At 48.7% G+C, this 14365-nt stretch carries 8 protein-coding genes; 5 read left to right on the forward strand and 3 right to left on the reverse strand.

Translation table 11 applies throughout. From position 1 onward, the window contains the following. Window positions 1-49 precede the first annotated feature (49 nt). Together PYW33_RS13855 and PYW33_RS13860 are read right to left on the reverse strand one after the other, a co-directional pair. Window positions 50-4174 carry a UvrD-helicase domain-containing protein gene (locus tag PYW33_RS13855; RefSeq protein WP_004647338.1) on the reverse strand — a complete coding sequence of 1375 codons (4125 nt, stop codon included), beginning with the start codon at window positions 4172-4174 and terminating at the stop codon, window positions 50-52. A gap of 4 nt (window positions 4175-4178) precedes the next feature. After that, window positions 4179-7889: an exodeoxyribonuclease V subunit gamma gene (locus tag PYW33_RS13860; RefSeq protein ID WP_004647336.1), complete on the reverse strand. Its 3711-nt coding sequence runs from the start codon at window positions 7887-7889 to the stop codon at window positions 4179-4181. A 176-nt stretch (window positions 7890-8065) separates the two neighbouring features. Here PYW33_RS13860 and PYW33_RS13865 point away from each other — a divergent pair, with 176 nt between their 5' ends. Next, window positions 8066-8566 (forward strand): hypothetical protein, encoded by a 501-nt coding sequence (locus PYW33_RS13865; protein WP_004278581.1) that lies wholly within the window; start codon window positions 8066-8068, stop codon window positions 8564-8566. A 54-nt stretch (window positions 8567-8620) separates the two neighbouring features. Here the strand turns inward: PYW33_RS13865 and pap are convergent, their stop codons facing one another. Further along, entirely contained in the window at window positions 8621-10039 is a 1419-nt protein-coding gene (pap, locus tag PYW33_RS13870; protein ID WP_004647335.1) for a polyphosphate:AMP phosphotransferase, read from the reverse strand. 205 nt (window positions 10040-10244) lie between these two features. Here pap and PYW33_RS13875 point away from each other — a divergent pair, with 205 nt between their 5' ends. From PYW33_RS13875 to PYW33_RS13890, 4 genes are all read left to right on the forward strand, one after another. Further along, the gene (locus tag PYW33_RS13875) at window positions 10245-10949 is read left to right on the forward strand and encodes a DUF8198 family protein (protein ID WP_004647334.1); all 705 of its coding nucleotides are present in this window, start codon (window positions 10245-10247) and stop codon (window positions 10947-10949) included. Between the two features lie 146 nt (window positions 10950-11095). Continuing rightward, entirely contained in the window at window positions 11096-12040 is a 945-nt protein-coding gene (gene ubiE / locus PYW33_RS13880) for a bifunctional demethylmenaquinone methyltransferase/2-methoxy-6-polyprenyl-1,4-benzoquinol methylase UbiE (RefSeq protein ID WP_004647333.1), read from the forward strand. Between the two features lie 12 nt (window positions 12041-12052). Further along, window positions 12053-12730, forward strand: coding sequence for a ubiquinone biosynthesis accessory factor UbiJ (locus PYW33_RS13885; protein ID WP_004647331.1), 678 nt, complete (start codon window positions 12053-12055; stop codon window positions 12728-12730). Window positions 12731-12742: 12 nt separating this feature from the next. Further along, entirely contained in the window at window positions 12743-14362 is a 1620-nt protein-coding gene (locus tag PYW33_RS13890) for an ABC1 kinase family protein (RefSeq protein ID WP_004647330.1), read from the forward strand. Window positions 14363-14365 lie beyond the last annotated feature (3 nt).

A 14365-nucleotide genomic window follows, 5' to 3' on the forward strand; every position in this document is an offset into this window, starting at 1 on the left:
ACAGGATAATTTTCTGTTTAATCTTTATATATTTTATAAAACTGCAAAATCATGCTGATTTTTTCTGCTCAAAATAGCCCAATATTTGATCCAGTTTTTCTATGAATTCCAGGCTCGGTTGCCAATGATAAGCCCCTTGCTGCGCCTGTCCATTCATCCCGCGCAAATACAGATAGGTCGCGCCGCCCAATTGCTGCTGAATCGAATAACCCTGCATATTGGCACTCAGGTACCGATGCAGCGCCACCAGATACAAAGCGGCCTGCAACCAGTAACTGGACTGGCTCATATTCTGCTGAATTGCCTCAGCACTATAGTGCTGCTGATCAGGTCCGAGGAAGTTACTTTTATAATCGGCAATATGGTAGCGCTGACCATCGAAATACACCAGATCGATGGAACCGGTCAGATACCGCGCCGATTTGGCTTCATTAAAATCGCTCATGACCATGTTATGTTCGAGAAACAGCTGATGGATTTGCCGAATCTGCAAAGGGGCATCGGTCAAGGACAGATAAAAAGGAAATTCTGACAGATACTGTTTAGCCTCCAGCTGCGCCAAAGCAAAATCTACCTGAATCGGAGTGGCCAGAATGTCATGTACCCAGTCATGCATCAGGTTCAGCAAAATATCTTCTGTAATCTCGTCCAACAAGCCATCAAAAGCAGTCTGGAAAATACTGTCCACATTCAGCGATTCAGTGCTTGCAGAGCGTGTGAGCTGGGCCACTTCCTGTTCAAAAAACTGGATAAAGGAGTCATCCTCCAGCCCATCGAAATACACCTGAAACTGACCTAAAAATTCTAGCAGACCCGAACGATCGAGCTGTTGTGCCGAGTGAAACAGCTGCTGCCATTGCTGGCGATAAGCTTTGCTTTGGTCATGCAGGCGAATTCCGGTCAATAACTTATAGTTCAGGCTGGACAATACGCGCTGCATACTATGACGCAATTCCTCGGCTTTGAAATCTGCCTGAGCTGTGGCCTGAAACAGGGTTCGCAGATTCACCACAGCGGCCTGATAATGCAGGGAAAAGGCCTGTTCCAGTACACTACGTATATGAAAAGCCTGTTCAAATTTTTCTTTCAGTTCCTGCCAGATTTGCGGTGCGGTATTTTTAAAACGGCGCCGGATTTCCAGATTCCAGTAACTGCTGTCCTGAAAATCGATATGTTCAAAAATGCTGTGCAAGAAAGTTCCGGCCACTGTACCTTTAGGAAAATTCAGCCTAATCCAGTCTAAGGGCACGGCTGCTGGCTGTTCTTCCAGACCGGTAAAATGAATTTCATCGGCGGCACTATCGGGCTGTTCTGAAGCCATGACTAGGTCATCCTGCAAGATATGTCCATGTAGCTGATGCTGTGACAAAGCCGTAAAACTGGTTTTGGTTCGCGGATAAAACTGCCGCTCTGGCAAAGGTTGCGCCCGCATGTCGACCTGATGATGGCTCGACTGCTCGACCAGACGCGGTGGTTCCTGAGACAGCGGCTGCTCGACCAGACTTAAAGCATGTTGAAACAGTTGATCTCCCTGACCACGCCAGAAGGCCAGCCCGGAATCGGACTGTGCGTTCTGGTCCTGCAGCATGGCATATACCCGGTGACTGGCACGGGTCAGCGCCACATACCAGAGCCGGTGGTTTTCGGCAGCATTACGCGCTGCATTCTGCAGAATCGCCTGCTCATGCAAATTCTTGTGATTGACTGCAATCACCCGGGATTGTTCCAGGATGTTGTCCTGTTCAGGCGCAGACAGGGAAAAATTCAGATTGCCTTTATTCACATCAAAAGCAGCATCTGCTCCCAATAAAAACACCACTTTAAATTCCAGCCCTTTGGAGGCATGAATGGTCATCAGCTGCACCCCATGATCCCCAGACAGCTTGCGTTCTTTTTCGCTGTCCTTGCCTGAAGGTGACTGAAGCTGGCGCAAATACCAGTGATAGAGTTTTTGCGCCCCCTGATAATATTCACTCTGCTGGCTCAGCATCTCGGTCAGATGGCGCAGATTGACCACCACCCGCTCATTGTCCAGACTTTGACTGGCCACCAGATTGGTCCAGACCTGAAACAGGTTCAGTGCATAATTCCAGGCGGTCAAAAAGCCTTTCTCAAACCACATTTCCCGAATTATATCCAGATCCGCAATATAGCGACTGAGGCCTTCACTCTGGCTTTGCAAATCAATCAGTTTTTTCAGATTGAAGCCCAGCAGACGGGTTAGTAAAGCCCGCTTGACCTTGGCCTCATTGAAAGGATCCATAATCGCCGTCAATACGGCCGCGACATCCTGAGCGATGGGACTGGCAAACACGCTCTGTTTGGATTCTTTATAGGAGGGAATGCCCATACGCTGCAGACGCTGCTTCACCTGTTCCAGAGCAAAATGCCCAAATCCCAACACGGCAATATCATCTGCGCTCAGGCTTTGCTGATGCTCTTGCTGCTGAAAGTACAGTTGCTGCTGGGCAGACTGATTCAGCAATGCACGGATTTTCCAGGCCACCTGGTCTGCCTCCAGGTCCGATTCACCTAGCTGAATCCATCGTAAAGGCTGCGGGTTGATCCTGCCCATATCGACCAGATCTGGATGCGGGCGACTACCGGCCTGAATCAAGGTGTACTGCACCTGTTCGCCAAAATCCATTTGCCGCTGGAACAGCGCATCAACTACTTCTACGAGTGGTTTGACTGACCGATGGTTCTGCATCAGGGTATATTCGCGGCCCTGTTTATGCAGCACATCGGCATGTGCCTTGTTATAGGTGAGCATATCGCCGCCACGGAAACCGTAAATTGCCTGTTTCGGATCACCGACCATAATCATGCAGCCGGACTGCACCCGGTTGGCATCACGCCAGATCTTGGCCAGCAAATCATCCTGATCCTGATTGGTGTCCTGAAATTCATCGACCAGAATCAGCGGATAACGTGCCTGTACAAACTGGGCAAAACGCTGTCCCTGCTGGCCTTGCAATGCTTCCGCCAATGTACGAATTTGCTGGGAAAAAGTGGTTTCACCCTGCTGCTGCAAGGTTTGTGGCAAACGGGTCTGCACACTTTGAATAATATGAAATTCCAGATAGGTCGTAAGCTGTTGCAGCTGCTCATCCAGATACTGTTTGACCTCACACAGCGCATCAATTGCCACGATCAGACTATGTTGCAAAATCAGCTGCTGCTCTGCATCCGGACAGCTTTTGTTAAAGACCTGAGTGGTCGGCTGGAAATCGGTTTTCTTGCGGCGCAAATGGCACAGATTCAGTAAAATCGGCTGCAATTCAGCATCAAAGAAACTCATTGTTCCTTGAGTTTTCAGGGCTGCGCTCCAGGTCATAAAGTTTTCACAAATTTCGGTTAACTTGGTCAAAAAACTCTTGTGAAAATACTTCGGACTTTCCTGACAATAACGCCGCATGACGGCAAGATCATGCTCCTGAATATTCACTAATTGACTGATGCAGGCTTCCAATTTGTTCAGGTCACATTCAGCCGGTTCGATCTTCCGAAAATGCTGCTTGCTGAAATTCAGGGCATCACGCACCAGCCCGGTATAATGCTCCACCGGTTTCAGCAGATTCTGGACATACAGATGATTGACCATATATTGCGGCTGCTGCTGGATCCAGTCACGCAGCACATCATGAATCAGCTGCTGGATATACAGATCTTGATCTTCGGTCAGTTCTGCACGTTCAATCTTGCCACTTTCAAAGGCAAATTCACGTAACAGTTTCTGGCTAAAGCTGTCCAGGGTGCCGACAAACAGTTCATCCAGCTGGTTCAACACCAGACGTAAACGGCGACGGGCATAATCCAGTCGTGAACCATAATCTTTCAGTACCTGCTGAAATAAAGGATCGGTTTCATTCTGGATTTTTGCTGTAATTTCAACTGAATTGAGCTGCTGATGACGCTGGATATAAGCCAGCGTTTCCTCGACCCGAAGCCGTACCCGGTTTTTCAGTTCAGCCGTGGCCTTACGGGTAAATGTCGTCGCAATCACCTGATGCGGATAATACTGGTCCAGAAAAATCCGCACCATCAGACTGGATAGCGTATAGGTCTTGCCGGTGCCTGCCGAGGCTTCAATCCAGTGTAGGCCCCGAAACTTCATGTCCTGAATCGGATTGGTAGAAATGGCTGTTTGCGTCTGCTGCTTTAAGAAAGTCATACGGCTATTTCACCCATTCCAGATGTTGATGAATTGGTGCATACAGGCCATGGGCAAAATCATGACAGCAGTTTTGCAAGGCCAGATCCGGATCCTGATCTTGCAAAATAAATTGCCAATCCTGATGCAAGACACTAGATTCATTCGAAGTCAATGGCTTAGCTGTTTTAGGACTATAACTGTTGTTCCAGGCTTCCAACAATTCCTGCATTTCCACAATGGTCATTTTACCCTGTTCATTCTCGGCCCACTGCCACTCTTTTTTCATCAGTAATTCTGCCGGCAAGACCAGCGGCTGCTGTTGACCAATTTCCCACGCCTTTAACCAGAGCTGCAAATACTCATGTGCCTTGCTCGAACTCAAGCCAGAAAACTTCAGGGTTTTATTACTGAAAATGACAATGCGCTCCAGTTCTGGTGAGCGTGCATCGTCATTCAAGTAAGCCAGCCACAGCAGATACTCCAGCCAGATCTGGGCACGGCGTTTTTCCGAGGCCGAAGAGGATTGCATACTCAGCCAGTAGCTGCTGTGTGGAACCTGAGGCACGTTTATATGAATGATCAGTTCAGGACTGAACTGCAGGGATTGTTGGGTGACTGGCGTCAGTTCTTTGCCCAACTGTAGCAAACGTTCTTGCAATAACTGCTGTTCCTGCTGGCTGCCCAGCCAGGTGGCTTGCTGGGTTTTGCCCACCGGCAAACGGTCTAGCATCAGGTTTGGCTCAATCTCCTGCTCTTGTTGTAACAGGAAATCCCGCACCTGATACTGTTCCAGCTTGTTCAATAATAAGGGTTCCCGGGAACTCGGCAAATCGGCATAGCGAATCGTGGAAACCCCGACACTTTTCAGGAATAGACGTGCCGGGAAAATCATATCGCGGATCCATTCATCACCTTTGAGTACCCGGATTTCTTTTTGTTCCAATGCCGGATAATGTGCATTAATCCAGCTGCTGCGTTTGCCTTCGGCGCTGCGGATATATTCTGCCACTGCAAACCACTGATCCTGATAACGTGGTGTCTGCATATCTGCGAATCCGGCTGGATCAAAAGGCTGCAAGGGATGTACATGATAAAGCTGCTGGATATGTTGAGCGACCGATAGACCATGAATATCCACCATCGGATCGACTTCGACATCCGGCTGTTCAGACTGGCAGATCAGCGCGATATGTTGAACCAGTTCCTGCAAGGCAGTGGATGGATCGCGAGCCTCACCATCCTCCAGATCAAAGCCATTATAGAACAGCCATAGATTTTCCTGTGCCAGCAGCAAGGCATCCAGAAAGGCGCCCTGCTCGTCATCCAGACGGGAACGGTCACCGAGTTGCGGCTTCAGGCTGCGCATCAGGTCAAACGGAACCTGTTGATTACGGCTCGGAAATTTACCGCTATCCAGATTCAGCATCACCACCAGTTTATAAGGCAATGGCCGGATCTGACCAATCTGGCTAAAAGTAATCTGTCCGGTCGGTTCGGCCTGATCCAGCTGCATCTCCAGGGTATTCTGAATTTCTTCCAGCACATAAGGCAGAGGCAGACTGAGTGCCACCAGTTCCTGACTGGCATGCGGATCATCCTGGTCATGATAATCGGCCAAGGTCAGCATCCGCATTTGCTTGTCGATAATCTCGGCAACAGTTTTGAGTGATTCTACCCCGGCATCACGGAACTCGTTCAGGTCGGTGCGCAGATATTCCAGCCAAGTTTTGACTGGCGTGCGTTGTCCGGTTTCATGTAAAGTCAGCCAGTCACGGCGCTGTACCAGATCCTGATAAATCCGGATCAGGGTCGATATCAACGGAAAATCACTGGTCAGAACCTTGGCATAACTCAAGGTATCCTGAAATAGGGTATGTTCAGGAATCGCCAGACCCAACGCCAGACGGTCCAGCGCGAATTTAAAGCTAAACCGGTAATCCTCATCGCCTGCGCTGAGGCTTTGCTGTAAATGCTGCTGGTCCAGTCCACGCTTAAAGCCAGCATCTGTCAGCAACTGCAACATCCGCTCTACCTGACTATAGTCCAGACCATAATACTGTTGGGTCGCATTCAGGCTAAGCCAGTCGGCAAAGTCCTCAATACTGAAACGGCGCCGTACCCACTGAATCCGGCCCAGTACCGCGCGCCAGGCGTTGCTGACATCCAGACGCGACACCCCGGCAATCTGGATCGGTAAATACAGGTTATCTTTCTGCAGGCGTTTGCTGCCAGTCTCATGCTCACGTGGTGGCGGCGCAAAGACACTGCGAATTGCCGGTTCCAGTTCTTTCAAACTTGGCGTCAACACCAGAATATCACTCGGCTGACGCGGCGCGTCATGAGTATCTTGAGCCAGCCAGTGAATCAGCTGTTCTTTGAGGACTTCTAGCTGACGTAATGAAGAATGACAGACATGAATCTGTACCGAATCATCATCAGGGCTTAAAGCATATTGATGCTGTTCAGGCTCGAGTAAATACAGGATATCCGACTGGATTTTGGCCAGCAGCCTGTCCTGATATTCATCGACAAAGACATCAGCCCAGAGACCCTCTTCCCCCGAAGACAGTTTAGAGAGTAGAGAAAAATGATCCCGTGCCTGCTTGCCGAATCGGGTCAGAAGCGGATGCCGCGATTCCCGGTCTTCGGCATTAAAGTTCAGCTGCTTGATCCTGAAGTCTTTTATTTCCGCATCATTCGGTTTACGTTGACGGGTTTTTTCAAAACGCTGAATAAAGCGCTCTTCCCGCTGCAAATCAAATCTGGCTTTCCAGTCCGGATCGACACTGTCGGCCCAGTATTCCTGCGAGGGGTTGAAGTGAAAAATATAGATATCAATGTATTGCCCCAAACGGCGTAAAAAATCCAGCTGGCTGGGTGGCAGTTCCAGCAGGCTAAATACCACAATCTGGGCCGGCAGTCGTTTTAGAGCCTGAGCGCGGGTTTCTGCATTCTCCAGCCGCTCCCAATACAGGCGTTCAATCTCCAGGATTTTGGCATAATCATCCTGAAATACATGCTGCCACAACCAGCGTTGCCAGGCTTCCAGTTCACGCGCCTGAATCTTGACAAAATCCGCCACCTGCATCTCATGGCCATTTTCATCTTTGGGGCTATAGATCATCTGTTCGATATCAAGCGCAATATCCTGTCCCCAGGCCTCGAGCCAGTTACTCGGACAACTGCAGTTGTTTGGAGGACAGTTACGCGCGCAATAACCGCGATAATCCATATAATGACTGAACAAACGTGACACCTGCTCCGCCACCCAGTATAGCATGCTCTGTTTTTTCAGCTGTTTTTCTGTGCCCTGTTCCAGCCGGTCGGCACTGTCATAAATCCGCTTCACAATGGAATACAGTGGATGATCGACATCTAAAGGAATCTGTTCAGGCAGAATGCATTTTCGCAGCGCCTGAAACACGCGCCATTTGATGATAATGCGCGGAATATTGGCTTCACGGACCTGCTCTACTTCTTTGGGAGCATTCAATACCCACTGATAAGAGGTCCATTGAAAGGCGCGAATCCGGTGATGAAACTGGGTATTGGCGCTAATGCCTTTTTTCTCGGCAATTTTCTGGGTCAGCCAAGTTTCTACAGCCGGAGATGGCACAATAAAATGCCGGGTTTGTAACACCTCAAATGGATTCCGGGCAGTCTGGTTGACAATACGCAGCATACTATCCAAAAGCACATCAATACGTTGACTCTGAATAACATGGATGGCCATTGGTTCCCCTGAACTGCTGAATGTGGTTCTTACTACAAAACGATAAAGATTATTTACTATACATCCCGAACGCGCTATGACACTTTAAAACCACACTTCAGTCGAAAAATTTCTTTGAAAAAAGCATCTTAAAGATGCTTGAATAGAAAAAACAACATAGAGCTTAGGTAGTGCCCATGAAATTAGATAAAATTCCTGAACGTCTCGATCCGAGCCTAGATTTAGAACAAATCCGCGCCGAGTGCCTGGAACTCACCAAAAAACGCGCCTATTATTCTGCCGGTGCTGCGGTTATTCCAGTGCCGTTTATGGACGTGGTCATTGATATCGGTATCTTGTCGCAATTGATTCCCGAGATCAATGCCCGCTTCGGCCTGGCGCCTGACCAGATCAGTGTCTATGATCCAAAAACCCGTCAGGTGCACTGGAATGAGTTGCGTAAACGCGGCGTAGAATTTTCTGGTCTGGTGGTCGCACGTACGGCAGTTAAAAAATCTTTGAACAATGTTGCAGCGAAAGTGATCACAAAGCAAGTCACAAAATTCATTCCGCTGGGCGGCCAACTGGTGGCGGCAAGTCTGGGCTATTTTGTCATGAAAAAGATTGCTGAAGCACATGTAGAGGAATGCTACCGTGCAGCTAAAAATATCCAGCAAAAACAGGTGGCGCAAGGTTAAAATCCGGGTGAGCTGAATTTTTGCAGCCCTCTAGATACTCTTACTTCAGGCAGATTATTCTGCCTGAAGCTGTTTTAAAATAGCCTTTAATACTTCGACCCGTGCGGTATGTTTATCATCAGACGCGATAATGTGCCAAGGCGCTTCCTCAGTCGAAGTATGTTCAAACATATCGGCTGCCGCTTTCAGATAATCGTCCCAGCGCTCCCGGTTACGCCAGTCTTCTTCAGTAATTTTAAAACGCTTATGCGGTGTATCTTCACGCGCCTTGAACCGTGCTGCCTGTTCCTCTTTAGAAATGGCCAGCCAGATTTTCACAATCACCGTTTGATGCTTGACCAGGCTCTGTTCAAAACGGTTAATTTCCGCATAAGCTCGCTGCCATTCTACCGGACTAGAAAACCCTTCTACCCGTTCTACCAATACCCGACCATACCAGGAACGGTCAAAAATGCAGATATCATCATCGGTTTGCAGCTTGGTCCAGAAGCGCCATAAATAGGGACGGCTCAGCTCAAATCTTTCTGGTGCAGCAATGGTATGAATTTCATATTCACGTGGATCCAGTTTTTTGACAATTCGCTTGATCGCGCCGCCCTTGCCGGCAGCATCCATGCCTTCGAACAGAATCACCACATTACGCGAATCGGAACGCATGGCTTTGGCGACCTTCGCGGTTAATTTTTTTAGTTCCGGTTTGTAATCTTCTGGCTGGGCTTGAGTCTTGGAAGGATGTTTTAACTGCTCGGGAATCTTGGCCTGCTTCCATCTTCCCTTGGCTCTGGCGGGATGATCCGGACAATGTTTCAAGGCACTCAGGATATACTGGGCAAATTGCTGGTCGCGCTGCTGCTCATCTTCGCCATCAATAATGAACCAGTCCTCGGTAAAGCGCTGACGCAGGCGCTGCAAGGTGTCATATTCTTTGCGATTGCGCCAGTCCAGACCATGCAGTTGATGCCAGTGAGTTTCACTCGGATCCATGGCATCCAGACGTTTTTGCAAGACTTTCCAGGACAGGTCAAACCAGACCTTGATCACATCGACATGGTTATTTTTCAGGTCCTGTTCAAAGGCCTGCATCTCTTGCAGATATTCATCAAACTGTGCATCACTCAGCGGGCTTTCAGCTTGCATGGCACTGCCGAGCAGATCGCTATACCAGTTACCAAACAGCACCATGATCTGGCCTTCGGCAGGAATAAAACGTGCATAAGGTTGCCACAAGGTCTGCTTCGGGCCGGCTAGCTGAGGCTTATCGGCTTTCACACGCAAATAGCGCGGATCGACCCATTCACGTAACTGTTTAACCGCTTCACCCTTGCCGGCCAGTTCAATGCCATTCACCAGAATCACCAGACTTTTGGCATTTTTCTGGCCCCGGGTCTTTTTTAAATTATATTGGGCATCAATCAGCTCGACAGACAGCTGATCTTCATCCATTAACTGAAATTGTGGTTGTTCCATACGCATCTTCAACCCTGATCTTTTATTCTGTTTGCAGTATAGCGAGGAGTTTCAGCGCAAAAATAGCTCTGGCAACGTTTTTCACACGATTAAATTGGCTATTTAAACAACAGATTGACATACAAATGCCCGATCTCTGTTCAATTTGTCATAGCAGGATTGTCCGGCAGCCTCTAAGATTCTTGCATCCTCCAATGATAATTGAAGCCTCATGTCCAAACTTGCCGTACTCGATGATCTGTTAGCGCATTATTATCAATTGGCTTATCACACCCGGCCTGACATTTTAAGCCGTTTACAGGATGTGCAGGCCTGGCAAAAAGTCCGCATGCAGCGCACTCATCGCGCCCATTTTGCTGAAAAACAAAACCTGTTGATGTCCGAATATTTCCTGAACCGTCTCTACGGCGGCGCTGACTTTGATGCGCTGGCGGAACAGATTGCCCGGCTGATGAAATATGCGCATAAAGCAGAAAAAGTTATTCCGGAAAATGCCATTAAAACCGGCACCTCAGGCGTAGAGTTGGCTATTCTGGCGGTACAGCTGGATGAACAGGTCGCGATTCAGTTATTACAGGATTATCATCCACATGAACCGCTGACTGACGAGATGATGCGCCTGACCTATTTGAAACTGGATCAGGGTGAAGCACGCCTGAAACAGTTAGCCCTACTGGATCAGCTCGGTATGAGTCTGGATAAATATATGCGTTCATTTGTGGTCTATACGGCCTTTAAAATGTGTAAGGGCGCGGCGAATAAATATAACTTTCAGGTGATGTATGAATTTATGCAGGATGGTTTTCTGGCCATGAAGCCACTCAAATCGGCAGAAAAATTTGTACGCACGTTCACTGCCACCGAACGCCAGATTATCGAGAAAGTACATTCTGGCGATCCGCTACCGTTTCAGTAAATACCCGATGAGTATTTCTGCCAAGCGTGAATTTTTCTGTATATTATTCATAACAATTGCATCATGATTGCTGAATAAGCCTTTAGAATCTGTCATGATGCAGACAATGCAAGATTAACCCGATTGATATGTTAGGAGTGACTCCAATGTCGAATGAAAATACAACGCCTACCCCTACCCCCGAGTCGGCACAACAGACAGACAAAGTGAGCCCATTCTTAACTGAACCCCTTCCACAAGGCACCCCGCAAGGTCAGCAACAATCTTTAGAACAACGTCTGACTGACACGCCTGTGACGGGTACTGTGCCTAAATACAATCTGCCACGCGGTGCCAATACAGGCAACGTCGGCTCAACCACGCACTTTGGCTATCAAACTGTCAACAGCGAAGAAAAAGCCCAGAAAGTCGCAGAAGTGTTCCACTCGGTGGCGAGCAAATACGACATCATGAATGATCTGATGTCTTTTGGTATTCATCGCCTGTGGAAGCGTTTTGCAATCAATATGTCAGGTGTACGCCGTGGCCAGCATGTGCTGGATATCGCGGGTGGTACTGGCGACTTGGCTAAAGTCTTTAGCCGCGAAGTGGGCCCGACGGGTCATGTGGTACTGTCTGATATTAACGAATCCATGCTGAATGTCGGTCGTGACCGTCTGATTGATGCGGGCTGTACCAATGTCGATTTCGTTCTGGCCAATGCCGAAACCTTAGAACCATTTGCAGACAACAGCTTCGATCTTTTAACGATTTCTTTCGGTCTGCGTAACGTGACTGATAAAGATGCGGCACTTGCTGCGATGTATCGTGTCCTTAAGCCAGGTGGCCGTTTACTGGTGCTGGAATTCTCTAAACCGGTGTTCGAGCCATTCTCTAAGCTGTATGATCTTTATTCGTTCACGGCATTGCCAATCATGGGTAAAATCATTGCCAATGATGCAGAAAGCTATAAATACCTAGCTGAATCGATCCGTATGCATCCGGACCAGCGCACCCTAAAAGGCATGATGGAAAATGCCGGCTTCCAGAATTGTGACTATCACAACCTGACTGGCGGGATTGTTGCGGTTCACCGCGGTTTCAAACTTTAAGGTTCCTTGCCTATGTGGTCAATTCTGGCACTCGGTGCTGTTGAACGCGTGATTCATCATGTTCTTGATCTGGACGCCATTACTCGCATCCAGCTGAATGCCCTGTCCGGTAAAATGCTGCGGGTGGTGATTGCCTCGCCGCAGCTTTCGGTTGATGTGTTTTTTGATGAAGGCAAAGTTCGTCTGGAACCAACGGCAACCGGTCATACCGAAACACCTTCGGTCTTTGAACAACGTCCATTTGACGCAAGTTCCGCGACAATCACCGAAGCGACAGCAACCTTGCAGGTCAGCAATGTGGTGGAATTACTCAAGCTGCTGCTTTCCGATGAAGTCGGCAATATTCCATTGCAAGGCGACTACAAATTATTGCAGGAAATCCAGCGCATCATGCAACAGGCGGAACTGGATCTGGCGGCGCATTTAAGCCCCTGGGTTGGCCCGACACTGGCGCATGAAATTGGTAAATTGCAACTGCTGCCCAAGCAGCTAAAACGCACCCTGCAAAGTCAATTATTTTTTGCCGAAGATGCCTTAAAAGAAGACAGCGGTCTGTTTGCCCCCCGCTGGCAAATGGATGACCTGAATCAGGACACCCGTATCCTGAATCAAAATTTAGATCGGGTTGAAGCAAAAATCCAGCAGCTTCAGGCTCAAATCGATGCCTCAAACAATTCTACTCAAGACTAGGTACACAACTTTATGATTCCGCATGTTTCACGTTTACTCGAACTTTGGCGCATCGCCGCGCACTATCGACTCGACACGTTGTTTCCTGCGGAAGAATTACCAGAAAAATCCCGGCATGTGCTGTCCCTCATCCGGATGCATCCGGCCGCCTGGTCCAGTCGTGAACGTAAAAATCCGCTCAAGCTGAAACTGGCTTTAGAAGAAATGGGGCCGTTAGCGATCAAGCTTGGCCAGCTACTCTCGACCCGTCGTGACCTGATTCCACCTGAAGTTTTACAGCAACTGGTGTTGCTGCAAGACCAGGTCAAGCCATTTGATAATGACGTGGCCAAGATGCGCATTCAGGAATCCCTGAAAGCTGATGTAAATACCCTGTTCGCGCGTTTCGATACCCAGCCACTGGCAGCGGCTTCGATTGCACAGGTACATACGGCTGCCCTGCATGATGGCCGTGAAGTCGTGGTCAAAGTCACCCGTCCGAATATTCGCCAGCAGATTTTGCAGGATTTTGAAATTCTGGAATGGCTCGGTCAATTTCTGGAAAAACGTCTGGAAGCAGCACGTGCCCTACATTTATCGGAAATCATTCAGGATTATCGACAGATCATTCTGAATGAGCTGGATCTGACGCTGGAAGCCGATAATACCCGCCGCATGCGCCATCATTTTACCGGCTCGAGCATGATGTATGTGCCGGAAATTTACATGGACAGCAAAGATGTTCTGGTGGCCGAGCGTATTACCGGGGTACCAATTTCAGATATCGCGACCTTTGACCGGTTGGGCATGGATCGTGCCGATCTGGCGCGTAAAGGCCTGACCATCTTCTTTACTCAAGTGTTCCGCGATAATTTTTTCCATGCCGATATGCATCCGGGCAACGTCTTTGTAGAAACCATCAATCCGGCCAATCCGCGTTTTATTGCGCTGGACTGCGCGATTATGGGCGAGCTGTCCAAGCATGACCAGATGACCGTAGCACGCATGCTACTGGCGGTCATGAACAGCGACTTTATGCAGCTGATTCAGGTGGTGCATCAGGCCGGCTGGATTCCACCGGGAACTGATCAGGATGCGTTGGCTCGTGAAATGCGCCGCAGTGTGGGGCCAATGGTCTCAAAACCGATGCATGAACTGGACTTTGCCGGCATTCTGATTGAAGTCATGGATATCGCGCGTCGTTTCCATCTGGAAATTCCACCTCAATTAATGTTGTTACTAAAAACATTAGTCCATGTCGAAGGTCTGGGAACCGATCTTTATCCGGAACTGGATATCTGGAGTCTGGCCAAACCAATTCTGACGGACTGGATCAAGGCCCAGATGAATCCGCAAAAGAACCTGAAAGAACTAGGACAGAAAATCCCGGATCTACTTTTAGGGGCACAGGATTTACCGACCCTGATGATCGACAGCTTAAACGGTTTAAAAAATCAGTCGGCCTGGCATGCCAAACAGCTCAATGAATTACAAAGCATGCGCCTGCAAATGGAACATCAACAGAAGCGTAGCTGGATGTTTGGCAGCGTCATGGCCATTCTGCTGGCAATTGCGATTATTTCACCGTGGTTTGTGTCGGTGATTCTGATTGTACTGGCGAGTGTACTGGCCGTCTGGCGGATTGCGAAATAACTA

It is taken from the genome of Acinetobacter lwoffii, from assembly GCF_029024105.1.
In the GTDB taxonomy this organism is placed as follows: Bacteria; Pseudomonadota; Gammaproteobacteria; order Pseudomonadales; family Moraxellaceae; genus Acinetobacter; species Acinetobacter lwoffii.

Excerpts from the sequence above, each read along its gene's own strand:
- ubiE (WP_004647333.1), top strand. The coding sequence starts at position 11,096 with ATGTCGAATGAAAATACAACGCCTACCCCTACCCCCGAGTCGGCACAA.
- pap (WP_004647335.1), bottom strand. The coding sequence starts at position 10,039 with ATGCGTATGGAACAACCACAATTTCAGTTAATGGATGAAGATCAGCTG.
- PYW33_RS13890 (WP_004647330.1), top strand. The coding sequence starts at position 12,743 with ATGATTCCGCATGTTTCACGTTTACTCGAACTTTGGCGCATCGCCGCG.
- PYW33_RS13875 (WP_004647334.1), top strand. The coding sequence starts at position 10,245 with ATGTCCAAACTTGCCGTACTCGATGATCTGTTAGCGCATTATTATCAA.
- PYW33_RS13865 (WP_004278581.1), top strand. The coding sequence starts at position 8,066 with ATGAAATTAGATAAAATTCCTGAACGTCTCGATCCGAGCCTAGATTTA.
- PYW33_RS13855 (WP_004647338.1), bottom strand. The coding sequence starts at position 4,174 with ATGACTTTCTTAAAGCAGCAGACGCAAACAGCCATTTCTACCAATCCG.
- PYW33_RS13885 (WP_004647331.1), top strand. The coding sequence starts at position 12,053 with ATGTGGTCAATTCTGGCACTCGGTGCTGTTGAACGCGTGATTCATCAT.
- PYW33_RS13860 (WP_004647336.1), bottom strand. The coding sequence starts at position 7,889 with ATGGCCATCCATGTTATTCAGAGTCAACGTATTGATGTGCTTTTGGAT.